This is a genomic window from Tardiphaga sp. 709, from assembly GCF_032401055.1.
Classification (GTDB): Bacteria; Pseudomonadota; Alphaproteobacteria; order Rhizobiales; family Xanthobacteraceae; genus Tardiphaga.
In genome coordinates, this window is record NZ_CP135529.1 from 2,622,450 (window position 1) to 2,644,884 (window position 22,435).

Annotated in this window: 21 protein-coding genes; 12 read left to right on the forward strand and 9 right to left on the reverse strand. The window is 63.1% G+C overall.

Going from position 1 to position 22,435, the window contains the following annotated elements; translation table 11 throughout:
* Positions 1-57: 57 nt before the first annotated feature.
* From RSO67_RS12935 to RSO67_RS12950, 4 genes are all read right to left on the reverse strand, one after another.
* A complete protein-coding gene (locus tag RSO67_RS12935; RefSeq protein WP_315843785.1) occupies positions 58-1,068 on the reverse strand; it encodes a L,D-transpeptidase in 1,011 nt (336 codons plus the stop codon).
* Between the two features lie 112 nt (positions 1,069-1,180).
* Positions 1,181-1,900 carry a ribonuclease activity regulator RraA gene (locus RSO67_RS12940; RefSeq protein WP_315843786.1) on the reverse strand — a complete coding sequence of 240 codons (720 nt, stop codon included), beginning with the start codon at positions 1,898-1,900 and terminating at the stop codon, positions 1,181-1,183.
* Between the two features lie 12 nt (positions 1,901-1,912).
* Positions 1,913-3,652: an L-arabinonate dehydratase gene (araD, locus tag RSO67_RS12945; protein ID WP_315843787.1), complete on the reverse strand. Its 1,740-nt coding sequence runs from the start codon at positions 3,650-3,652 to the stop codon at positions 1,913-1,915.
* A 97-nt stretch (positions 3,653-3,749) separates the two neighbouring features.
* Positions 3,750-4,235: a MarR family winged helix-turn-helix transcriptional regulator gene (locus RSO67_RS12950; RefSeq protein WP_315843788.1), complete on the reverse strand. Its 486-nt coding sequence runs from the start codon at positions 4,233-4,235 to the stop codon at positions 3,750-3,752.
* 92 nt (positions 4,236-4,327) lie between these two features.
* On the opposite strand from RSO67_RS12950, the gene RSO67_RS12955 reads away from it, so the two are divergent.
* The 6 genes from RSO67_RS12955 (at position 4,328) to RSO67_RS12980 (ending at position 10,051) form a co-directional block, all read left to right on the forward strand.
* The gene (locus tag RSO67_RS12955) at positions 4,328-5,113 is read left to right on the forward strand and encodes an SDR family NAD(P)-dependent oxidoreductase (RefSeq protein ID WP_315843789.1); all 786 of its coding nucleotides are present in this window, start codon (positions 4,328-4,330) and stop codon (positions 5,111-5,113) included.
* Positions 5,114-5,170: 57 nt separating this feature from the next.
* Positions 5,171-5,341 (forward strand): hypothetical protein, encoded by a 171-nt coding sequence (locus RSO67_RS12960; RefSeq protein ID WP_315843790.1) that lies wholly within the window; start codon positions 5,171-5,173, stop codon positions 5,339-5,341.
* Positions 5,342-5,449: 108 nt separating this feature from the next.
* Positions 5,450-6,649, forward strand: coding sequence for an ABC transporter substrate-binding protein (locus tag RSO67_RS12965; RefSeq protein WP_315843791.1), 1,200 nt, complete (start codon positions 5,450-5,452; stop codon positions 6,647-6,649).
* A 21-nt stretch (positions 6,650-6,670) separates the two neighbouring features.
* Complete coding sequence (locus RSO67_RS12970; protein ID WP_175367867.1) at positions 6,671-7,528, forward strand: branched-chain amino acid ABC transporter permease; 858 nt, start codon at positions 6,671-6,673, stop codon at positions 7,526-7,528.
* Positions 7,528-9,327, forward strand: a complete 1,800-nt coding sequence (locus tag RSO67_RS12975) for a branched-chain amino acid ABC transporter ATP-binding protein/permease (protein ID WP_315843792.1) — start codon at positions 7,528-7,530, stop codon at positions 9,325-9,327. The genes RSO67_RS12970 and RSO67_RS12975 overlap by 1 nt, the downstream gene beginning before the upstream one ends.
* Entirely contained in the window at positions 9,308-10,051 is a 744-nt protein-coding gene (locus tag RSO67_RS12980; RefSeq protein WP_315843793.1) for an ABC transporter ATP-binding protein, read from the forward strand. Before RSO67_RS12975 ends, RSO67_RS12980 begins: the two co-directional genes overlap by 20 nt.
* Before the next feature lie 178 nt (positions 10,052-10,229).
* On the opposite strand, the gene RSO67_RS12985 is transcribed toward RSO67_RS12980, so the two are convergent.
* Both RSO67_RS12985 and RSO67_RS12990 read right to left on the reverse strand, forming a co-directional pair.
* Positions 10,230-11,006: a cyclase family protein gene (locus RSO67_RS12985; protein WP_315843794.1), complete on the reverse strand. Its 777-nt coding sequence runs from the start codon at positions 11,004-11,006 to the stop codon at positions 10,230-10,232.
* A gap of 193 nt (positions 11,007-11,199) precedes the next feature.
* A complete protein-coding gene (locus RSO67_RS12990) occupies positions 11,200-12,198 on the reverse strand; it encodes a fumarylacetoacetate hydrolase family protein (RefSeq protein WP_315843795.1) in 999 nt (332 codons plus the stop codon).
* A gap of 120 nt (positions 12,199-12,318) precedes the next feature.
* Between RSO67_RS12990 and RSO67_RS12995 the strand changes: the two genes are divergently transcribed.
* Genes RSO67_RS12995 through RSO67_RS13015 form a run of 5 tightly spaced genes read left to right on the forward strand, consistent with a single transcriptional unit; the run spans position 12,319 to position 16,291 of the window.
* Positions 12,319-13,245 (forward strand): ABC transporter substrate-binding protein, encoded by a 927-nt coding sequence (locus RSO67_RS12995; protein ID WP_315843796.1) that lies wholly within the window; start codon positions 12,319-12,321, stop codon positions 13,243-13,245.
* A gap of 10 nt (positions 13,246-13,255) precedes the next feature.
* Entirely contained in the window at positions 13,256-13,954 is a 699-nt protein-coding gene (locus RSO67_RS13000; RefSeq protein WP_120287089.1) for a GntR family transcriptional regulator, read from the forward strand.
* A gap of 5 nt (positions 13,955-13,959) precedes the next feature.
* Entirely contained in the window at positions 13,960-14,766 is an 807-nt protein-coding gene (locus RSO67_RS13005; protein WP_315843797.1) for an ABC transporter ATP-binding protein, read from the forward strand.
* The gene (locus RSO67_RS13010) at positions 14,763-15,527 is read left to right on the forward strand and encodes an ABC transporter permease (RefSeq protein ID WP_315843798.1); all 765 of its coding nucleotides are present in this window, start codon (positions 14,763-14,765) and stop codon (positions 15,525-15,527) included. The genes RSO67_RS13005 and RSO67_RS13010 overlap by 4 nt, the downstream gene beginning before the upstream one ends.
* Complete coding sequence (locus tag RSO67_RS13015) at positions 15,524-16,291, forward strand: ABC transporter permease (RefSeq protein ID WP_093757089.1); 768 nt, start codon at positions 15,524-15,526, stop codon at positions 16,289-16,291. The genes RSO67_RS13010 and RSO67_RS13015 overlap by 4 nt, the downstream gene beginning before the upstream one ends.
* Before the next feature lie 154 nt (positions 16,292-16,445).
* Here the strand turns inward: RSO67_RS13015 and pgm are convergent, their stop codons facing one another.
* Together pgm and RSO67_RS13025 are read right to left on the reverse strand one after the other, a co-directional pair.
* On the reverse strand, positions 16,446-18,095 hold the full coding sequence (gene pgm, locus RSO67_RS13020; protein WP_315843799.1) for a phosphoglucomutase (alpha-D-glucose-1,6-bisphosphate-dependent): 1,650 nt from the start codon (positions 18,093-18,095) through the stop codon (positions 16,446-16,448).
* A 381-nt stretch (positions 18,096-18,476) separates the two neighbouring features.
* Positions 18,477-19,223: a Crp/Fnr family transcriptional regulator gene (locus RSO67_RS13025; RefSeq protein ID WP_315843800.1), complete on the reverse strand. Its 747-nt coding sequence runs from the start codon at positions 19,221-19,223 to the stop codon at positions 18,477-18,479.
* Positions 19,224-19,374: 151 nt separating this feature from the next.
* On the opposite strand from RSO67_RS13025, the gene RSO67_RS13030 reads away from it, so the two are divergent.
* A complete protein-coding gene (locus RSO67_RS13030; protein WP_315843801.1) occupies positions 19,375-19,779 on the forward strand; it encodes a hypothetical protein in 405 nt (134 codons plus the stop codon).
* Between the two features lie 55 nt (positions 19,780-19,834).
* On the opposite strand, the gene RSO67_RS13035 is transcribed toward RSO67_RS13030, so the two are convergent.
* Positions 19,835-22,228 (reverse strand): calcium-binding protein, encoded by a 2,394-nt coding sequence (locus tag RSO67_RS13035; RefSeq protein WP_315843802.1) that lies wholly within the window; start codon positions 22,226-22,228, stop codon positions 19,835-19,837.
* Positions 22,229-22,435: the final 207 nt, after the last annotated feature.

Consider the following 22,435-nt stretch of genomic DNA (forward strand, 5'->3'; position numbering starts at 1 on the left):
TAGGCGACGGGACCGAGCCCGGAATGACCGCAGGAAACTTGCGCTGTGCCGGCAAACCTACTTCGCCGCCTGCTTGCCATCGACAAAGCTGACCTCCACGCCCTTCTTCACGGACGCACCGAGGCGCTCCACGTCCCAGTTGGTGAGACGCACGCAGCCGTGGGAATCGCTCTTGCTGACACGCGATGGATCCGACGTGCCGTGGATACCGTAGCTCTTCTCCGACAGGCCGATCCACATCGCGCCGACGGGATTGTTGGGGCCGCCATTGATGGTGAAGGGCTTCGACGATTCCACGCCCTTGAACTTGTATTTCGGATCGTAACGATAGACCGGGTTGGCGTGAACCGACGTCACTTTCAGCTTACCTGACGGCGTCGGCTTCTCCTCGCTGCCGACGCTGGCGGGATAGAAGGCGAGCAGCGCGCCATCCTTGGCGAAGGCCTTCACGGTCTGGCGAACCTTGTCGACCTCGAGACGGTCGACCTTGTCCGGCTTGCGATCCGACAGCTTGACGATGGTGATGGTCTCACCGGCCTTGTCGAACTTTGCTTTGGGATTGAGCGTCTCAAGCAAATCCTGGCTCATGTGGAAGCGCTCACCGAGCGCTTCCACAGCATTGGTGAAGTCGAGCTTTTTCAGGGATTTCATCTCTTCCATCTTGACCGGCAGCTTGTCGAGATACGGACCCTTCACGTCTTTCTCGGTCAGCACGTAACCGGTCATGACTGGTTCGGAGGACGCGGCCTGTAACTTGGTCCAGATCTCCGGTGTCAGCACCTTGCCGGGCGGCAGGCTGTTAGCCTCGGCGAAAGCCAGAAGCGCCTTCTCGACATTGTCGCCAAACAATCCATCGATCTCGCCCGGCGAGAAATGCGCGCGGTCGAGCAGCACCTGGAGCTTCACCGCCAGCGAGCTGAGCTTTTCGTCGGGCGGCAGCTTGCCGGTGAAATTGGCGGCGTTGATCGTCTCGGCATTGAAAGCCCTGGACGGCTTGTCGGAATCCTTGGCGAGGGCTGCGCCCTGCGCCAGCAGCGACAGTCCGACCGCGACGATGAGGCTGCGCATAGCGTCCCTTTCCGGCTGAGTGATGGATGATGCGCACCGGCGCACCGCTCCAAGACAAAGCCAAGAACCGCCTCTGGTTCCATCCTGACGCGATGCACGCCGTGATCGCGCCCTACCGCCCCTTCTCTTTCCGCCACGCTGCGAAATCCACCAGCGTTTGCTCGTCGGTCGCGGGATAGAGCCCGAAGATGCCCTTGCCCTTCTGCACCTGTTCGGTGACGAAATCCTCGAAGGCCGTCATCTCGAAAGCTTCATTGGCGATCTCGTCTGCGAGATGCGCGGGGATGACGATGACGCCATCGCTGTCGCCGAGGATCACGTCGCCGGGAAACACCGGCGCATCGCCGCAGCCGATCGGGCCGTTGATCTCGATGGCCTGATGCAGCGTCAGGTTGGTCGGGGCGCTCGGACGATGGTGATAGGCCGGGAAGCCGAGTTTGGCGATCTCGGCGGAATCGCGGAAGCCGCCATCGGTGATGACACCGGCAACGCCGCGCTGCGCCAGTCGGTTGATCAGGATCGCGCCGGCGGAAGCCGCACGCGCATCCTTGCGGCTGTCCATGACGAGCACTGCACCGGGCGGGCAATCCTCCACAGCCTTGCGCTGCGGATGCGAGCGATCCCTGAACACGTCGAGCTTGTTGAGATCCTCGCGCGCCGGCATGTAGCGCAGCGTGAAGGCCTCGCCGACCAGCGTCGGCTGGTCCGGTCCGAGCGGATGAACGTCCTGGATGCATTGCGTGCGGAAGCCGCGCTTGTAGAGCGCGGTGGCCACGGTGGCGGTGGAGATGGTCTTGAGTTTGGCGCGGGTCGCGTCGCTGAGCTTGGTCATGGGATCACTCACTCAATAAATCACGGGTTCTTTGACCGGCGCGCCGAAGTCGGTGCGCAGGAAGTCGAAGTCGCAGCCTTCATTGGCCTGCTGGATATGTTTGGTGAACATCCAGCCATAGCCGCGCTCGTAATTGCGCTCCGGGGCTTTCCATGCGGCGCGACGCTTCTCCATCTCCGCATCCGAGATGTCGAGATTGATCGTGCGTGCATCGACGTCGAGGGTGATCATGTCGCCATTCTCGACCAGCGCCAGCGGACCGCCGATAAAGGATTCCGGCGCCACATGCAGGATGCAGGCGCCGTAGCTGGTGCCGCTCATGCGTGCATCGCTCAGACGCACCATGTCGCGCACGCCCTGCTTCACCAGCTTCTTCGGAATCGGCAGCATGCCCCATTCCGGCATGCCCGGCCCGCCCTGCGGTCCTGCATTGCGCAGGATCAGCACGTGATCGGCTGTCACGTCGAGGCTTTCGTCGTCGATCGCCTTCTTCATTGACGGGTAGTCGTCGAACACCATGGCCGGGCCGGTATGCTTGAGGAAGCGCGGCTCGCAGGCACTGGGCTTGATGACGCAGCCGTCGGGCGCAAGGTTGCCCTTGAGCACAGCCAGCGCGCCCTCGGCGTAGATGGGATCTTTGACGGTTCGGATGACGTCGTCGTTATAGACTTCGGCGCCGGCGATGTTCTCGCCCAGCGTCTTGCCGGTGACCGTCATCACATCGAGATGGAGATGGTCCTTGATGCGGCTCATCAGTCCCGGCAGGCCGCCGGCATAGAAGAAGTCCTCCATCAGATATTTGTCGCCGGACGGGCGCACATTCGCGATCACAGGCACCTTGCGGCTGGCGATCTCGAAATCGTCGAGGCCGATGTCCTGACCGGCGCGGCGCGCCTGCGCGATCAGATGGATGATCGCATTGGTCGAGCAGCCCATCGCCATCGCCACGGTGATCGCATTCTCGAAGGCCTTGCGCGTCTGGATCTTCTGCGGCGTCAGATCTTCCCACACCATCTCGACGATACGGCGACCGCATTCCGAGGCCATGCGGATGTGGCCGGCGTCCGCGGCAGGGATCGACGAGGCACCAGGCAGCGTCATGCCGATCGACTCCGCGATCGCGGTCATGGTCGACGCCGTGCCCATGGTCATGCAGGTGCCGTAGCTCCTGGCGATGCCGCCCTCGACCTCGACCCATTCCTTGTCGGAGATTTTTCCCGCACGGCGCTCGTCCCAGTATTTCCAGGCATCGGAGCCGGAGCCCAGCGTCTTGCCCTTCCAGTTACCGCGCAGCATCGGCCCGGCCGGCAGATAGATCGCGGGATAGCCCGCGCTGGTGGCGCCGAGCAGAAGCCCCGGCGTGGTCTTGTCGCAGCCGCCCATCAGCACCACGCCATCGACGGGATGGCCGCGCAGCAATTCCTCGGCGTCCATCGCCAGCATGTTGCGATAGAGCATCGTCGTCGGCTTCAGGAAGCTCTCCGACAGCGACAGCGCCGGCAGCTCCATCGGGAAGCCGCCAGCCATCAGGATGCCGCGCTTCACATCGTCGACGCGGGTCTTGAAATGCATGTGGCACGGCTGCGCTTCCGACCAGGTGTTGAGGATCGCAATGACAGGCCGCCCCTTCCACTCGACCGGTGCATAGCCCTGCTGCATCGCGCGCGAGCGATGGCCGAAGGCACGCAGGTCGTCCGGCGCGAACCAGCGTGCGCTGCGGAGTTGATCGGGGGTCTTCTTGTGGCCCGGCATAATTCCATCCCTGTTTCTTTTTGCTTTGGCACGACTTACTTTTGCACGATGCGAACCAGTCAAGCCGGTCGAGTGTGCCGGATTCGACTGTAGCGGTTCAAGACCGCCTGGCCAATGTCCCGTCCGGCATCTCCGCATCTGCCAGCCGATGCGCTTCCAGCGCCTCGGCATACAGCGCGAGACCTTCGGCCACCTTCTGACGCTGGGCCGGAGCCAGTTGCTGCAAGGCATTGGTGACCTGCCGCTGCCCATAGGCCTCGATCGCCTCGCGGGTGCGCCGCCCCTTGGCCGTGAGCAACAGCCGCTTGACGCGGCCGTCGCCGGCACTGGCGGCTTCCTTCAGCTCACCGGCGTCGATCAGCTTGCGGATCATCCGGCTGACACTGGATTTCTCCAGGCCGAGAAACGCCGATAATTCGACGGCGGTCATCGCCTCGCGCGCGCCGATCTCCAGCAGCGTATGCACCGCCGATGGCGGATAGTCGGTCGCTGCAACCGTTGCCTGCATGAAACCGAGTTCGCGCACCATCAGACGCGACGCGGCGCGGATGTGATCAATCAAATCGGCGTCAATATCGGACAATCGCAGGCTCCTTGACGATAGTTGCATGATACAACTATATTGCTGGGCGACGAATAATGACCGTGTTAGCACGGTCCGTGCAAGGAATGACCATGACAACCAGTGCTGCCCAGTTCCGCCCCCGCGACCGCATGGCCGGACGCATCTGCCTCGTGACCGGCGGCGGCACCGGCATCGGCCGGGCGGCTGCGCTGCTGATGGCGCAGGAAGGCGCAGCTGCAGTGGTGATCGCAGGCCGTCGCGAGGCCGAGGGACAGGCCGCCGCCGACGACTGCGGCCGGTTCGGCGCCAAGACGCTGTTCGTCCGCACCGATGTGACCGAGGAGGCCGAGGTCGCCAGTCTGGTGCAGGCCGTGATGTCCCGTTTCGGGCGGCTCGATGTGGCCTTCAACAATGCCGGCTATCAGGAACGGCGCGCGCCGATCGAGCAGCAGGCCAGCGCGGTCTACGACACCGTGTTCGACGCCAATGTCCGCTCGGTGTTTCTTGGCCTGAAGCATCAGATCCAGGCCATGGAACTGAATGGCGGCGGCCGCATCGTCATCAATGCGTCGGTGAGCGGCATCCGCAATCCCAATCCCGGCCTTGCGCTATATTCCGCATCGAAAGCGGCGGTGATCTCGCTGATGCGTTCGGCGGCGATGGAATGCGGGCCGCGCGGCATCCGCATCAATGCAGTGGCGCCGGGCCGCGTGGTCACCGACATGATGCTCGCTTCGGGGATCGCCGACATGTCAGCCGTCGCAGCAGGCCTGCCGATCCGGCGTATGGGCCAGCCACATGAAGTCGCGGAAGCGGTGGTGTGGCTCGCCTCCGACGATGCCGGCTATATCGTCGGTCATGTGTTATCGGCAGATGGCGGCTTCAGCGCGACCTGACAACATTCACGCATCATTGCGTTGCAACAGACGACCGCGACTGCAGAGCAGCACCGTGTGACTTGCAACGGCCAGGCCCTTGGCAACGTCCCTGCCATCGTCAAAGATCACAAGCCGATTGCCAAAGCCACCGCGACAGGTCAGCCTGAGGCGATGGAGATGGATCTGCGCGTCGCGCTCTGCCACCGCGCGACATCGACGCATGTCATGACGATCCGGAGTATCTGACCGACCAACGACATCACACACATAATCCGGCGGTGACCGGGCGGACGAAACGGATGCCTGCATCAATGACAGGCACCGCAAAGGGGAAAACACAGGGAGGAAGTCAAGATGAGCATTTCTCGTCGTGGTATTCTATTGGGCGGCGCCGGCGCGCTCGGCGCAGCAACCTTTCCACTCGCACGTCCCGCCATTGCGCAATCGTCCGAACCGATCAAGATCGGCTGGCTCGCCGCCATGACCGGACCGAGTTCGGCGCCGACCGTCGGCTTCAACCGCGGCGTCACATTTGCCACGGAAGCCATCAATGCCGCCGGCGGCGTCAAGGGCCGCAAGATCGAGATCATCACGCGCGACACGCAAGGCGATCCCACCAAGGCCGTCAACGCCACGCAGGAATTGATCAGCCAAGCCAAGGTCCATGCGATCTGGGGACCGGTGAATTCCGGCGAAGCCCTGGCCACGACGCCGCTGATGGCACGCGCCAAGATGCCCGACCTGCACCCCTGCGTCGTCGATACGCTGATCGACCCCGCGAAATTCCCCGCCGCGTTTCGCATCGCGCCGTCCAACGGCCAGTGGGACGACGCCGTCCGCAACTACTGCCTCAAGGTGCTGAAAGTCAGCAAGATCGCCGTGATCGGCGACACCACCGGCTACGGCGTCACCGCCGTGAAAGCCTCGGTCGAGGCCTTCAAGAAAGACGGCGCGGACGTGGTCTACAGCGCCAATATCGACGCGACCCAGCCCGACATGACGCCGGACATGCTGCGCGCCAAGAATGCCGCTGCGCAGGTCATCGTGGTGTGGAGCGTGTCCACCGGCATGGAAGCGCGCATGTTCAACACCCGCGCGTCCATGAACTGGGACGTTGCCTTTGTCGGCCATCCCTCGCTGGCATCCGGCGAACTCGCCAGCCTGATCGAGAAACCCGCCAACTGGGAGAAGGTCTACGCCATCGGCTACAAGAGCTGCAGTTATGACTCCGCCGGCAAGCTGCCTGCGAAGAGCCAGGATCTCGTCGATCGCCTGAACAAGGCCAAGGTGCCGCTCAACGATACGCTGCTGTGGTGGATTGCCGGCGGCATCGATGCCGTCGAGCTGATCGCTAAAGCCGTCGAGGCCAGCGGATCGACCGACAGCGAAGGCATTGTCAAATACTGGAACTCGCTGACCAAATATCCCGGCTATTTCGGCAACTATTCGTTCTCACCCACCCAGCATAACGGCTATCCGACCGACGAGATCGTCATGTCGGAAGCGCGTTCCGCCAAGAACGGCACCTTCGCCCTCGCCCCCGGCTACTCGTAAGCCGGCGCGAGGACGACACACATGCTCGGCTCGATCATAGCTTCAGGCCTCGCGGCGGGCGCAATCTATGCGCTCGTTGGCATCACCTACAACACGATGTTCTCGACCTCGCGGGTGATGAGCTTCACCGCCGGACAGCTCGCGATGCTCGGCGGGGTGTTCGGCTCGCTGTTCATGCTGAAAATGGGGATGCCGACCCTGGTCGGCTTCGCCCTCACTCTGATCGCCTGCGCCATCATCGGCGTCATCACCGAATTCGTCGCGGTGCGGCCGGTGCTCAAAAGCCTCGAACAGCATCTCTATGTGCTGTCGACGCTGGCGCTGGCACTGATGATCCAGCAGGTCACCGCGATCAAATGGGGCACCGAGCCGCAGCCCTTCCCGCGCATCGTCGGTCTCGGCACCGGTGTCTGGGACGAGAAATTCTGGCTGCCGGTGGTGGCCTGCGGCCTCACCATTCTCGGCCTCGAATATCTCTATCGCCGCACGCTGGTGGGCCATGCCTTCATGGCCATCGCCGAGGATAATTTCGCGGCGCGTGCACTTGGCCTGCCCGAGCGCAATCTGCGCGTCGCAAGCTATGCGCTCGCCGGCGTGATCGGCGGCGTCGCGGGCTTCGCCGGCGGTGAATTGATGCTGGCCTTCTTCGCCAATGGCGCGCTGCTGAACTTCTACGGCTTCGTGCCGGTGGCGCTCGGCGGCCTCGGCAACAATCGCGGTGCGCTGATCGGCGGCCTCGCGCTCGGCCTGTTCCAGCAGGCAGCAAATTTCCTGGTCGGCGGCATCTTCTCGTCGGTCGCGGTGTTCGCGATCTTCATCATCGTGCTGCTGGCAGCGCCGCAGGGCCTGTTCGGCTCCGCAACGGCGCGGAGGGTGTGATGACGGCGATCACCGATATTCCGACATCGCGCGAGGGCACGATCAGACATTCCGTGCTGCCGGCACTGCTGCCGTTTCTCGGCGTGTTCGCGCTGGCGATGATCCTGCCCTTTGTCAGCAATGACTACTGGGCGCTGATCGGCACCCGCGCCGCGATCTACTGGGTACTGGTCGCCGGGCTCAATCTCGTGGTCGGCTTCGCCGGCCATCTCGCCATCGGCTATGTGGCGCTGCTGACGCTCGGCGCCTACACGACCAGCGTGCTTGCCGCCGGCAATGTGCTGCCGCCGGTGCCGATCTACGGCGCACTGATCATCGCAAGCTGCGTCGGCGCCGTGTTCGGTGTGATCGTCGGCCTGCCAGCCATGCGGCTGCGTACCTTCTACTTCGCCATGACCACGCTCGGATTCGCCACCATCGTCACGCAAATCGCACTGGCCTGGCAGAGCGTCACCGGCGGTGGCATCGGAATCGTCGGGCCGGAATTCTCCGCGCCGTTCAATACGCCATGGGGTTTCTATTATCTGTGCATCGGCTTCGCGGCGGTGGCCACCTGGCTCAGTGCCAATATCGCCTATAGCCGGTTCGGCCGCGCGCTGATCGCGATCCGCGATGCGGATGTGGCGGCGGAAGCCACCGGCATCTCCAAGCCGAAGCTGCTGGTGTCGATCTTCCTGCTCGCCGGCGCCATGGCCGCCTTCGCCGGCGGGCTGTTCGCCAGCCTGCAGACCTATATCACCCCGGATGCCTTCACCTTCGATCTCTCGGTCTTGTTCTTCATCGCCATCCTGATCGGCGGCCGCGGCTCGATCCTCGGCCCGATGCTCGGCACCATCATCCTCACCATCTTGCCGGAAATCGCAGCGCCTCTGGCCGCGTGGTCGACCTTCCTCTATGCGGTGCTGCTGTTGCTGATCGTGCTCGTAATGCCCGGCGGCATCGCGGCGCTGCTGGATTTCAAGAGCCGCCGTCCGCTCGCCAGCAACCGTGCCATCGTGCCGCGCATCGCGGGACTCTCCGAGGTGCTGCGCAAGACGGCCACCACCAAGACGCTGATACTGCGCGATGTTGTGCTCACCTTCGGCAATGTGCGGGCCATCGACGGCCTCGATCTCGATGTGAAGCCTGGCCAGATCCACGGCCTGATCGGCCCCAACGGCTCCGGCAAGACCACGACGCTGAACGTGATCTCCGGCTACTACGCCGCCAAGGGCGGCACGATCACCCTCGGCGACGACGCGCTGCCGCCGGGCATGCCCGAGCTGCGCGCGGGCAAGGGCATCGCCCGCACCTTCCAGACGCCGCGCGTGATCGGCGAAGCCTCGGTGCTTGAGAATGTGATGGTCGGCGGCACCATCGAAGGCGAAGCGACATTTGCCGAGGCGCTGCTGTCGCTGCCGCGACATCATCGCGACGAACGCAAGCTCACCGCACAGGCCCGCGCGATGCTCGGCGTCGTCGGGCTGGAGGCGCTGGCGGATGTTCGCGCCGATCGCCTGCAGCACAGCGAATTGCGCTTCATCGAGATCGCCCGCGCCTTGATGCTGCAGCCGGACTTCCTGCTGCTGGACGAGCCCGCCGCAGGCCTCTCCAGCGACGAGATCACACGGCTGGGCGCGCTGATCAAGGCGATCAGCCGCCGCGGCACCGGCGTACTCCTGGTCGAGCACCACGCCGACCTGATCTTCGACATCTGCGATCAGGTCACCGTGCTCAATCTCGGCAAGATCCTCGCCGCCGGCACCCCCGCCGAAATCCGCGTTCACAAGGAGGTCGTCAGTGCTTACCTCGGAGGCTGAACCGCTGCTCAAGGTCACCGCGCTGGAATCCGGCTACGGCAAGATCCGCGTGCTCCATGGTATCGACCTGCATATCGCCGCGGGCGAAGTGGTGACACTGCTCGGCCCCAACGGCGCCGGGAAATCAACACTTCTGCGCGCGATCTCCGGCCTGCTGCCGGTCAATGCGGCGAGCGTTCGCTTCGACGGACGTGATATCAGCAACGGCACGCCCCGCGAGGCGGCGCGCGCCGGCCTGGTGCATGTGATCGAGGGCCATCGCGTGTTCACGCAGCAGACCGTGACCGAAAACCTGCTGCTCGCGGCCTACGACCTGCCACGCGGCGAGCGCCATGCGCGCGTCGACGAGGCGCTGTCGTTCTTTCCAGAGATCGCCGAGAAGCGCCATGAGCGCGGGGCGTCACTTTCGGGCGGACAGCAGCAGATGCTTGTGGTGGCACAGGGCCTTGTGCGGCGCCCGCGGCTGCTGATGCTCGACGAGCCTTCTGCGGGCCTCTCGCCGGTGCTGGTCGACCGCGTGCTGACGGTGATCGCGCAACTGCAGAGGCAGGGAACCGCCGTGCTGCTGGTGGAGCAACTGGTGGAAAAGGCGCTGGCTGCGGCCAACCGTGTCTATGCGCTGTCGCAAGGGCGCATCGTGCTGGAGGCGGAGACAACGGAAGCGAACCTGCCGCAGCGGCTGGAGCGGGCCTATTTCGGGCATGAGGACGCGGTGGCGGTGTAGCGGCGGCGGTGCTTACTGCGCTGGCCCCACACACTCGTCATTCCGGGATGCACGCAAGACTGCGGAGCAGGCTGGAGTGCAGACCCGGAATCTCGATGTGTTCAACGCTGAACATCTCGGGATTCCGGGGTTCGTGTGCGCCAAGAGGCGCCCACGCCCCGGAATGACAGTGTGTGGTTCACCCCTCGATAATCGCTACCGCCCTTGTCCAGCCCGCCGACGCCTTCTCGATTTTCACCGGGAAGCACGACACCATGAAACCGGTGGACGGCAGCTGTTCGAGATTGTGCAGCTTCTCGAGATGGCAATAGCCGATATGGCGGCCGGCCTTATGGCCTTCCCAGATCAGGCTCGCATCTTTCGTCTCGGCATATTTCTTCGCGGTGTGGACGAACGGCGCGTCCCAGCTCCAGCCATCGATGCCGGTGAGGCGTACGCCGCGCTCCAGCAGATACATGGTGGCCTCATAGCCCATGCCGCAGCCGGAGATGACATAGTCCTGCTGACCGTATTTGACGCCGGCAGATGTGTTGACGACGACGATCTCCAGCGGGCTCAACGTATGGCCGATGCGCTTGAGTTCTTCTTCAACGTCCTTGGCCGTCGCGACATAGCCGTCCGGAAAATGCCGGAAGTCGAGCTTCACGCCGGGCTGCAAACACCAGTCCAGCGGCACTTCGTCGATGGTCCATGAACGCTCACCGCGATTCATGGTGGGATGGAAATGATAGGGCGCATCGAGATGCGTGCCGTTATGGGTCGAGAGCTGCACCAGCTCGACTGCCCAGCCCTCGCCGTCCGGCAGGTCTTCCTTCTTCAGCCCGTCGAAGAACTGCAGCATCCGCGGCAGGCCCTGCTGGTGATCGACATAATTGATGGTGGGATGATTGCCCGGCGGATCGGCGGGAACGTCGTTCTGCAGGGGAACGGAGATGTCGATGAGGCGACGGGACATGGGATTTCCTCAGTGCGTTTGTGTTTTTGATTGTCATTCCGGGGCGGGACCGGCGCCGGAGGCGACGGGGCCAAGCCCGGAATCTCGAAATGTTCAGCGCAAAACATGCGGGGATTCCGGGTTCACGCGCGCAAGAGGCGCGCGCGCCCCGGAATGACAGTGTGGTCGCAATGACGGTGGAGAGCGCTGCGCCTCACACGTCCTGCCGCACCACCTTGTTCTTCAACACGCCGATCTTCTCGACCTCGAGTTCGATCTCGTCATTGTGTTCGAGATACCAGCCCAGTTCGAGGCCGCAGCCATTACCGACGGTGCCGGAGCCGATGAATTCGCCAGGCATCAGCGTCTCGTCCTTGGTCACATGCGCGATGATCTCCTCGAAGGAGAACAGCATGCCCTCACTGGTCGAGGACGAGCGCACCTTGCCGTTGACGCGGCATTCCATCTTCAGCCTGTAGGGATCGCCGATCTCCTCGGGCGTGACAATCCACGGCCCCAGCACATTGCCGCCATCGAAGCTCTTGCCCTTGGCCGGGCCAAGTCGGCCTTCCATCTCCAGCCGCTGGGCGTCGCGCGCGGAGAAATCGTTGAAGATGGTGTAGCCGAAGATGTGATCTTTCGCCTTGGCCGCGGAGATATTCGCGCCCTTGTTCTTGGTGATGATGCCGAATTCGAGTTCGTAATCCATCACCTTGCTGTAGCGCGGCCACTTCACCGTGGTGTTGGTACCGCGCACGCTGAAGCGATTGGTGATGTAGTAGATCGGCTGGCGGCGATACACTTCAGGCAACTCACCGAGCGGCTCGGCTTCCAGCCGGGCCAATTCGGCCATATCGTTCTTGGCCCGCGCAGCGAGCTTGAGCTGGCCGCGCGGCGCCTGCAGGATATGCAGCGGAAACGACATGCCGTCGCGGCACTGGCGCGGCTCCGGAACCGGCGCCAGAACATCGGCACCGGCGACATTCACCGACAGCGAAGCGTCGCTGCCATGTTTCTCGAAAACCTTTCGCGCGGCATCGAGCGCGCCTTCACCTGCATCGATCAGCGCCAGCATCGAGTCAAAAGCGGGATTGCCACCATCGCGCCCCGCGGCGCTGGCGAGATCGAACAGCCTGCCGTCATTGGCGTCAACGATACCGACCTTGGCTTGGCCATCCTGCTGGCCGCTGGCTCGAAATGTCGCGAGTTTCACAGGCTTCTCCCTCTTGCTTGTTCTTCGATAATATATATGATCAAAAAAAATATCGATAAACAAGAGGCGATCGCAAAGATTGCTTCACGATCGAAAAATGCTCGGGTGAGGGAGACGACGATGACCAAATGGATGGTGACAGCCCTATTGGCCACGCTCGCTGTGACGGGCACCGCGCATGCCCAGACCAAGCTCCAGATCGGTTGCACCGCAACAACGGACTGCGCCTCGGCAATGGTCGCGGTCGATGAAGGCATCTTCAAGAAGCACGGCCTCGATGCCGAGATGATCCCCATCGGCATCAATTCCAATATCCCGGCGGCCATTCTGTCCGGCTCGATCCAGATCGGCGGCCCGACCTCCACCGTCTTCCTGCAGGCTGCCGATGGCGGCCTGGATCTCGTCGCGGTCGCCGGCGCAACGGTGATGAGCCCGATATCCAACGCCAATATCACCGCCTTCGTGCGTAACGGCATCACCATCAAGGAGCCGAAGGACTTCATCGGCAAGAAGGTCGGCGCGCCGGGCCTCGGTGCGTTCCTTCACGTGCTGTTCGTCAAATGGCTGGTCGACAAGGGTGTCGATCCCAGGAAGGTCAATTTCGTCGAAGTGACCTTCCCGACCATGCCGGACATCATCAAGTCCGGCGGTGTCGACGCCGTGCTGACCGCCGAGCCGACGGTATCGCGCATGCTGGCCGCGGGCAGCGGCAGCATTGGCGCGCGCTACGCGTCGGAGCTCGAGCGCACGGAGCCGATCATCTTCTATGCCGCCTCGCGTGAATGGGCCGAGAAGAATCCCGACACCGTCAGGAAATTCCGCGCTGCCATCGCCGAAGGCGCGGCGATCGTGAACAGCGACAAGGACAAGACCTCGGCCGCGATTGCCAAATTCACCAAACAGACCATCGAACTGGTGAAGGCATCGCCGCCGAACAAGTCGGAGCCGGTGCTGAAGCCCGAGCAACTGGCATGGTGGATCGACGTCATGTCCTCGCAGAAAATGCTGGAGACCAAACTCGATCTCAACAAACTGATTCTGAAATAGGGCGAACTGAATGGCGGGCCAGCCCCTTAGCAGTCCAATCGATGTATCCGGCTCGGATACGCTGAGCGAGCGTGCAGCGACACTGCTTCAGCATGACATCATTGCCGGCAATCTCGCGCCAGGCACGCGGCTTGGCATCGTCGATCTCGTGCAACGTTACGAGATCGGCGCCACGCCGATGCGCGAAGGACTGTCACGCCTGATCTCACGCGGCCTGATTATCGGCATCGGCCAGCGCGGTTTTCGCGTCGCCGACATCAGCCGGGAGGATCTGGCCGACATCACACGGATGCGCAGCGTGGTGGAGATGGAAGCGCTGCGGCTGGCCATCGAACACGGCGACGATGCCTGGGAGGCCGGCATCCTCGGCGCGCTTCACCAGATGCGCCGGCATATCGACCGGACCGGCGATGAATTCCGCGAAGGGGCGCCGGATTTCGACAAGCTCCATAAGGGATTTCACACCGCATTGCTGGCGGCCTGCAATTCGAAGCGCCTGCTCTCGGCGCATTCGGAACTTTACGATCAGGCCTATCGCTATCGCAGGGTGATGATGCGCGGCTTCGACAGCGGCAGCCGCTTTGTCGCAGCCCATCAGCTTCTGGCCGATCGCGTGCTTGCGCGCGAAACCGGTCCTGCGCAGGCCATGCTGACGTCGCATCTGCATTCGACGCTCGCTTTCGTCTATCCGCCCGGACAGGGAGATTGAGCGCGATGACATCCATTGCCCTTCGCAAAGACATGCCGGCGGCCCAACTCGAAAAGTCGCAGATCGCGTTTTCCCATGTCACGCTGGATCTCGGCGGCAAGACGATCATCGAAAACGTCAGCCTCGACGTAAAGCCCGGCGAGTTCCTCTGCATCATCGGCGCCTCCGGCTGCGGCAAGACCACGGCGCTGCGCCTCGCCGCCGGCCTGTACCAGCCGACATCGGGACATGTCAGCTTCGACGGCGAGCCGATGCGCACGCCCCGGCGCGACATCGCCATCGTGTTTCAGGATTACGGCAAGGCATTGCTGCCATGGCGCACCGCCGCCGGAAATGTCGCGCTGGCGCTGGAAACCATCGGCATGTCCAAGGCCCAGCGGCCGGCGCGCATCGACGAGCTGTTGAAAAAAGTTGGCCTGCCCCATCACGCCGCGAAATATCCCGCCGAGATGTCCGGCGGCATGCAGCAGCGGCTGCAGATCGCGCGATGTCTGGCGCAGGAACCGAAAGCGCTGCTGATGGACGAGCCGTTCGGCGCACTCGACGCCATGACGCGGCAGGGTCTGCAGGACGAGGTCCTGTCGCTGCTCGATGCCAGCAAGGCCACGGTGATCTTCGTCACCCACGATCTCGAAGAAGCCATTTATCTCGGCGACCGCGTGGTCGGCCTGCTGCCGCATCCCGGCCGCATCGGCATCGATCTTCCGATCAACCTGCCGCGCCCGCGCGATCAATTGACCACGCGCGAGAACCCGGAATTCCTGCGGCTACGCCGCGAATTGTTCGACTTCATCAAGGCATCGGAAGCATGAGATCCGAGCGCCTGAAAGCGGCGATCCTTCCGATGAGCCTGCTCATCATGCTGGAAATCTGGGCGCGCTCCGTCGAGATCCATAGCGACGCGCTGGCGCCGCCGAGCGCGGTGGTGCTGGCGCTGTTCAATGCGTTCGGCGATGGTTCGATCCTGTCGGCCACGCGCGACACGCTGGCTTCGGCCTTTGCCGGCCTCGTGGTCGGCGGCGCCATCGGATTGTTCTTCGGAATTGCACTCGGCATCTTCCAGCCGCTCGACCGGTTGATGGAAGTGACCATCGAATCCCTGCGGCCGATTCCCTCCATCGCGCTGCTGCCGATCGCGCTGATCGCGCTCGGCTTCGGCTATCGCATGGAAATTGTGATCGTCGCCTTTGCCTGTGTGTGGCCGATCCTGATCCTCAGCCGCGCGGCGGTGCGCAGTATCGAGCCACGGCTGATCGAAGTCTCCCGCGCGCTGCGGCTATCGCCAGGCGACCGTATCCGCAAGATCATCATTCCTGCCGCACTGCCGCGCATCTTCCTCGCCTTTCGCCTCGCGGCCGGCATCGCGCTGATCGTCGCCGTTACCGTGGAGATCGCGATCAATCCCATCGGGCTCGGCGCCGGTATCATGATTGCGCAGCAGGCATTACGTCCCGATCTGATGCTCGCTTATCTGCTGTGGATCGGTCTCATCGGCTACGCGCTCAATGCCGGATTGCTGGCCGCGCAGCAGCATCTGTTTGGCCCCGCAGCGCTGGCGGGAGAGGTCCGATGAACTGGGCACTCACCCTCTGGCGCCTTGCCAGCTTCGCCGTGGCTGCAGGCCTGATCGCGCTGTGGCAGCTGATCGCCAATCTGAAACTGGTCTCGCCGGTATTCCTTCCCGGCCCCGACCGCGCCTGGGCCGCGCTGATGCGCGGCTTCAGCAATGGCACATTACTGGACAAGACAATCGGCACCCTCGAACACATGTTCTATGGCTGGCTAGTCGCATCCGTCGTCGGCATCGCACTCGGCGCTATGATCGGTTCGTCCAAGGCGATGCGCAGCTATGTCGCCCCGTCGCTGGAATTCCTGCGGCCACTGCCCGTATCGGCGATCATTCCCGTCGCCATCGCCCTGTTCGGGCTAACCCAGGGCATGGCCCTTTTCGTCATCGCTTTCGGCGCGATCTGGCCGATGCTGCTTGCGACCGTTCACGGCTTCGGCGCAGTAGAGCCGCGTCTCTATGAGGTCGCGCGCTCGCTGCACATGTCGCGCCTCGCGGTGATCTTCAAGATAGCTCTGCCATCTGCCAGTCCCGATATCATCTCCGGCATGCGGCTCAGCCTGACCGTGTCGCTGATCCTGGCGGTGGTCTGCGAAATCCTCGCGGGCCTCGACGGATTAGGCCACTGGGTGCTGCTCTCGGCGCGCGCGTTTCGTTCGCCGGATCTGTTCGCCGGCGTGATCCTGCTCGGCGTGATCGGCTATGTGACCGCGCTGGCGATGTCGATGGTCGAGCAGCGACTGCTGCGGTGGCGGACGAGCGGGCATTGAGAAACATACTCGTCGTTCCGGGGCGCTCGCTCTTGCGAGCGAACCCGGAACCTCATTCTGTGAATCTCTGATCGCGCCAAACACCACGAGGTTCCGGGTTCGCGCGCGGAGAAGCGCGCGCCCCGGAACGACGAGTTTGTGATTGCGTGTGGAATTACTTGGCAAACACCTTCGAGATCGCCGCCTGCGCGTCGCTTTGAATCTGCTTGAGATGATCCTCGCTGCGGAAACTCTCCGCATAGATCTTGTAAACGTCCTCGGTGCCGGACGGCCGCGCGGCGAACCAGCCATTCGCGGTCGACACCTTGATGCCACCGAACGACTGGTCATTGCCGGCCGCCTTGCTCTCGGTCTTGGTCACCGCATCGCCGGCGAGTTCGGTCATGCCGATCTGCTCCGGCGTGACCTTCTTCAGCACGTTTTTCTGCTCGGGCGTGGCCGTGGCGTCGATGCGCTCGTAATAGGGCGTGCCGAATTCGGCGGTCAGCTTCTCGAAGCGCTGGCTCGGATTTTCCTTCGTCACCGCGGTGATCTCTGCAGCAAGCAGACCGAGGATCAGGCCATCCTTGTCGGTGGTCCACACCGTGCCGTCCTTGCGCAGGAACGACGCGCCGGCGCTTTCCTCGCCGCCGAAGCCGAACGAGCCGTCGACGAGACCGTTCACGAACCATTTGAAGCCGACCGGCGTCTCGACCAGTTGGCGGCCGAGCTTGTTCACCACGCGGTCGATGATGGCGCTGGAGACGATGGTCTTGCCCACCGCCGCATCCTTGCGCCAGTGCGGCCGGTGCGCGAACAGATAGTCGATGGACGCCGCCAGATAATGGTTCGGATTCATCAAGCCGCCGGTGCGGGTGACGATGCCGTGGCGGTCGGCATCGGTGTCGTTGGCGAAAGCGACGTCGAACCGGTCGCGCATGCCGATGAGCTTGGCCATCGCATAGGGCGACGAGCAGTCCATGCGGATCTTGCCGTCCCAGTCCAGCGTCATGAAGCGGAAGGTCGGATCGATCGTTGTGTTCACGATGGTTGCATCGAGCTTGTAGCGCTCGATGATCGGCTGCCAGTAATGCACGCCGGCGCCGCCGAGCGGATCGATGCCGATCTTGACGCCTGATGCGCGGATCGCCTCCATGTCGACGACATCGGCGAGGTCGGTCACATAGGGCGTGATGAAATCGTAGCGCTTCACGAATTCGGATTTGCGGGCACGCGCGATCGGGATGCGCTTGACGCCGGCCATGTCGTTCTCGAGGAAGCCGTTGGCAGCTTTCTCCATGATGCCGGTGATGTCGGTATCGGCCGGGCCACCGTTCGGCGGATTATATTTGAAGCCGCCGTCTTCCGGCGGGTTGTGCGACGGCGTGACCACGACGCCATCGGCCAGACCGGACGAGCGGCCCTTGTTGTAGGTGAGGATGGCGTGGGAGATCACCGGCGTCGGCGTATAACCGTCGTCCTGGTCAATCCGCACATGCACGCCATTGGCGGCGAAGACTTCCAGCGCGCTGACCAGCGCCGGTTCAGCCAGCGCATGGGTGTCGATGCCGATGAACAGCGGGCCATCGATGCCGGCGCCCTTGCGGTAATCGCAGATCGCCTGGCTGACCGCGAGGATGTGGTTCTCGTTGAAGGAATTGTGGAGCGCGGAGCCGCGATGGCCGGAGGTGCCGAAAGCGACGCGCTGGGCGGGGATGGACGGATCCGGCTTGCCGGCGAAATAGGCCGACACCAGCCGAGGCACGTTGACCAGCAGGGACGGATCGATGGTTTTGCCGGCCAGCGGGCTCACATGAGCAGCCATTTGTTCTCCTTCGCACACCAAGAGCCCTGAAGCGGCGCAGCCGCGACCGGGAGTCAGAACTCATGGCATGTTTTGGAGAACAAATCAGCTGTTTGCGAGGCGCCGTGTGGCCTCCGAAGGGGCTCAGGACTGCCCAAAGGTCCGGCGCGAGACCCAGGCCAGCGGCAGCGCGAAGCAGACGAACATCGCGACCACGGCGGCGGCAACCAGCATACTGTCGAGAGGCATATCTCTTCTCCTTGAGTGACGGAGAAGAGCTTGCGCCTCGCGCGATGACTGCGCCTTGAGGTGGGTCAAGATTGCGGTGGGAGATGCGGCGCTGCCCTCGCCCCGCCGCGCGAAGCAAAGCTTCGCTAGGCGGGGCGAGGTAAGAAAACGAAGCTAGGCCGCGGCGAGCTGATCCAGCCGGTCGGTGGACAGCAGCCGCACACCATCGGGCACCACGACTACGGTCTTTTCCTTGGCGAGCTTGGTCAGGGTGCGGCTGACGGTTTCGATGGTCAGGCCGAGATAGTCGGCGATGTCCTGGCGGCTCATGGGCAGCGGCACGTTGACCGACATCGCGCCGATGCGGCCATAGCGCGCCTGCAGGTTCAGCAGGAAGGCGGCCACCTTCTCGTCGGCGGTACGACGGCCGAGCAGCAGCATCTGGTCCTGCGCGAGCGAGAGCTCATGGCCGGCAAATTCATGCAGCCGACGCAGCAGATGCGGCTTGCCGTCGACATAGGTGAGGAAGGCCGCACGGCTGAAGCGGCAGACGCGCACCTGCGTCACGGCTTCGGCGGCGACGCCGTAGCGGTCCATCAGCGCAAGTCCGAGGAAATCACCGGGCAGCGCGAAGCCGACGATCTGGCGACGGCCATCGGGTAGCGACTTGTAGAGCCGGACGATGCCTTCGGTCACGTTGAACACGCTACCGGCCAGCGCGCCCTGATCGAACAGCATGGCCTTGGCCGGGAAATTCTTGACCTGGCTGAGGCGATCGAGCTCGTCGAGTTCCGCCGGTTCCAATGCGCCGCAGACGCTGAACAGGCGCACCTTGCAATCGTCGCAGCCGTTGGTGCTACGGCCGTGCTTGCAGTCGCGCTCTCCGGCACAGGTCTCGGCCGCTGGTTCCGCGAAGGTCATGGCACTGTCCATCTTCGGTTTGGTCATATGTGGCAGGTCTTGAAAATCACTCTACACCATTTGACATGGATCAATCGTGGACGCTTTGACCCATATCAATGCCGAACCAGCCCATCCCCGCCAATTTCGCAGGCCATGCGGGAATCCGGCGATGAATGAGGAATATCAGGCGCAACCAGTGACTTGGGCGGACGCTCGCGCAGCCTATCCGCTCGTCTATCTGCACGATGCCAGCGTTACGCTGGATGCATGGCTGGATTTCGTGCGCCGGCGAACCGATGCCGACGGCGGCGACAACGGGCTGATCGTGATCCGCGACCGGCGCGATATCGTCCATGCGCTGTTTGCCTACCGGGTCGATCTCGACCTGCGCGGCACCAAACAGCTCTGTATCGCGCAGCTGATCGTCGCCCAGATTCCCGGCTCGCAGATCGACCATGCCGTGGTCGCCTCGACCAGCCATGTCGCGGCGTCACTGGGCTGTCCGAGCATCGTGATCGAGCAGCCGTTCCAACTGATGCCGGGCGCGACGACGCGGACCTCCACAGCCGCGTGACGCCAAGGCGACCCGCGACGCCGGTGGCTGCGCGACAACACTCACATCGCGCAAATCACAAGACGAAGTCACCTGCCTTCAAGACGGCGGTGTTCACCTGAACCGCGAAGTCGGCCGCGCCATCGCCATCGACATCGCCCTGAAGAAGATGATCGACGAAGCGCAATTCACCGGCGATATGTGTGAAAGCGGCGCTTCCGACGAAGGCGAACGCTTGATCACCGGCGGCCTTGCTGTTGGCATCGATTGCCGACAGATCGATCCAATCGGCCGTGTCTGCGGCGATCGACGAAAAGTCGGTGATCTGATCGGCAGCTCCGGGCAGACTGTCCTGCACAGCCTTGAATACAAAACTGTCCGCGCCGGCTCCACCGGTCAGCACGTCGGCTCCAAGCCCGCCTGTGAGCGTGTCGTTGCCGGTGCCGCCATCAAGACTATCGTTACCGCCGCCACCATCGATCAGATCGTTACCGCCGCCACCGGAAATGCGATTGTCACCTGCGTCACCGGTCAGCAGGTCCATGGTCCCGCTCCCGATCAGATTTTCGATCGAACTGAGTTTGTCGCCCCCAGCATCTCCCCATTGAATGACGCCAGTCGCGAGATTGATATTCACCTGGGCGATCGACGTGCTGTAGTCCGCCGTATCGTTGCCGGCGCCGCCGGCAAGCATATCGGCACCCGCGCCGCCGGCCAGGATATCGTCACCCGCATTGCCCCAAAGCTGATCGCTACCGGCACCGCCGTGCAGAATGTCATTGCCCGCGCCGCCGGTCAGGGCATCGTTGCCTTCGCCGCCATCCAGCACGTCATTGCCGTCGCGACCGTCCAGGATGTCCTTGCCGCTGCTGCCTGATAACGTGTTGGCGGCATCGTCGCCGATCAGCATGTCGTCAAATCGGCTGCCGATCACCGTCTCGATCGAACTGAAACTGTCACCGGCGGCATCGCCTCCGCTGCCCGTGCCAAGCGTCAGATCGATGTGAACACCAGACGACGATGTCTCGTAACGCACCGTATCGATCCCGGACGCGCCTGCGAAAGCATCGGCGCCCTTGCCGCCGACGAAGATGTCATTGCCGTCACCGCCCCACATGCGGTCGTCGCCATCGCCGCCGAACAGAAAATCATTTCCGGCATCGCCGTAGAGAAAGTCGTTGCCGCCGTCGCCATGCAGGACGTCGTTTCCCGCCGCACCATGTATTGTGTCGCGACCCTCACCGCCGTGAATGATGTCGTTGTCCACCGTGCCGGGGAGCACGTCATCGCCCGGCGTGCCATTGGTGATCGTGTTGAACGACATGATGCGGCCATGGATGTCATCTGCAGCCGGTCCTTGCTCAAACGAGGTCCAGGTCGCGAGAATACGCCCATCGGATAATGTCAGGAGATGCGGTCCGGTTTCCGCCAGGCCACCTGTCGAATTAACGAGGAAATCGTTGCCGATCGGGAAAGCGCCCGGAATCAGCAGGCGACCGTAAAGATCACTGGCGCCGGTGGCGGGATCGGTGGCGTGCCAGATGATGACGGCGCGGCCATCCGGCAGTGCGGCGATCGACGGGGAATCCTGACTGCCGTCAAAATTTGCATTGACGATATTATCGGACACAACCACGGATCCGTCCGGGTTCAGCAGGCGCGCATGAATGTTGCTATCACCATCCGGTTCCTGTGCGGTCCAGGCCACGAGAATGCGGCCATCCGCGAGAACCGCGGCGGAGGCGTCGCTCTGATTGAATTGGGCTCCGGGCAGGACGCGAAAGTCCGGCCCGCTCGCGCTGCCATCGGGATTCACGAACTGGCCGGAGACGTTGTAGCGCCCTTCGTCCGGATCGTACGACCTCCATGTGACGAACGCCCGACCGTCGGGCAGCGCTGTCACCTTCGGATCATATTGCGTACCCCAGGTGGTCGTATTCACGGTGAAGTCGTCGACAGCAACGGTGCCGTCGTCGTGGAGGATCCTTCCGCGGATATCGCCAAGATATTTCGGATCCCCGCCATCCGCGGACACGTAGGTCAGCAAGATCTGGCCATCGGCAAGCGTCGTGACGGAAGGCATCTGCGGCGAAATTGCCGTCGATGAATTGACGACCATATCGGCAACGGGATGCCCCTGTGCATCGACGAGGGTGCCGCGAACTTCGGTGACATTGTCGGCGGCGATATAGGATTGCCATGCGACAAAGGCGCGGCCGTCGGAAAGCGCGGTGACGGAAGGCGCTCCCGGATCTCCGCTCCGATCGATCGTGATCTGAAAATCAGGTCCTTGAGGCGTACCGTCCGCCGACAGGTAGTGGCCCTGAATTGTATGCGGCTGATGACCGCTGACATCCGTCGCAGTCCATGTGACAAGAATACGTCCGTCGGACAACAGCGTTTGAGTTGCTCCCGCCTGATCGTTGGCGGTCGTGGAATTGATAGGAAATTCAGGTCCGACAAACGCCATGATGCAGCCCCCAACTCATGTCGCCGGAGCGTGAATCTTCAATCGGACGAATCTGCGGCTGATATTTGTCGAGCGCGCGTTGTTCGTCCTCGCATTGAATCAATTGCATCCCATCGCATAAGTTCGGCGCGGCCGCCTTGTCCCAATGCAACGCGCACGCTTGCAATCACGTCGACGGCTCGCTCCGTCTCATCGCACATCGCGACA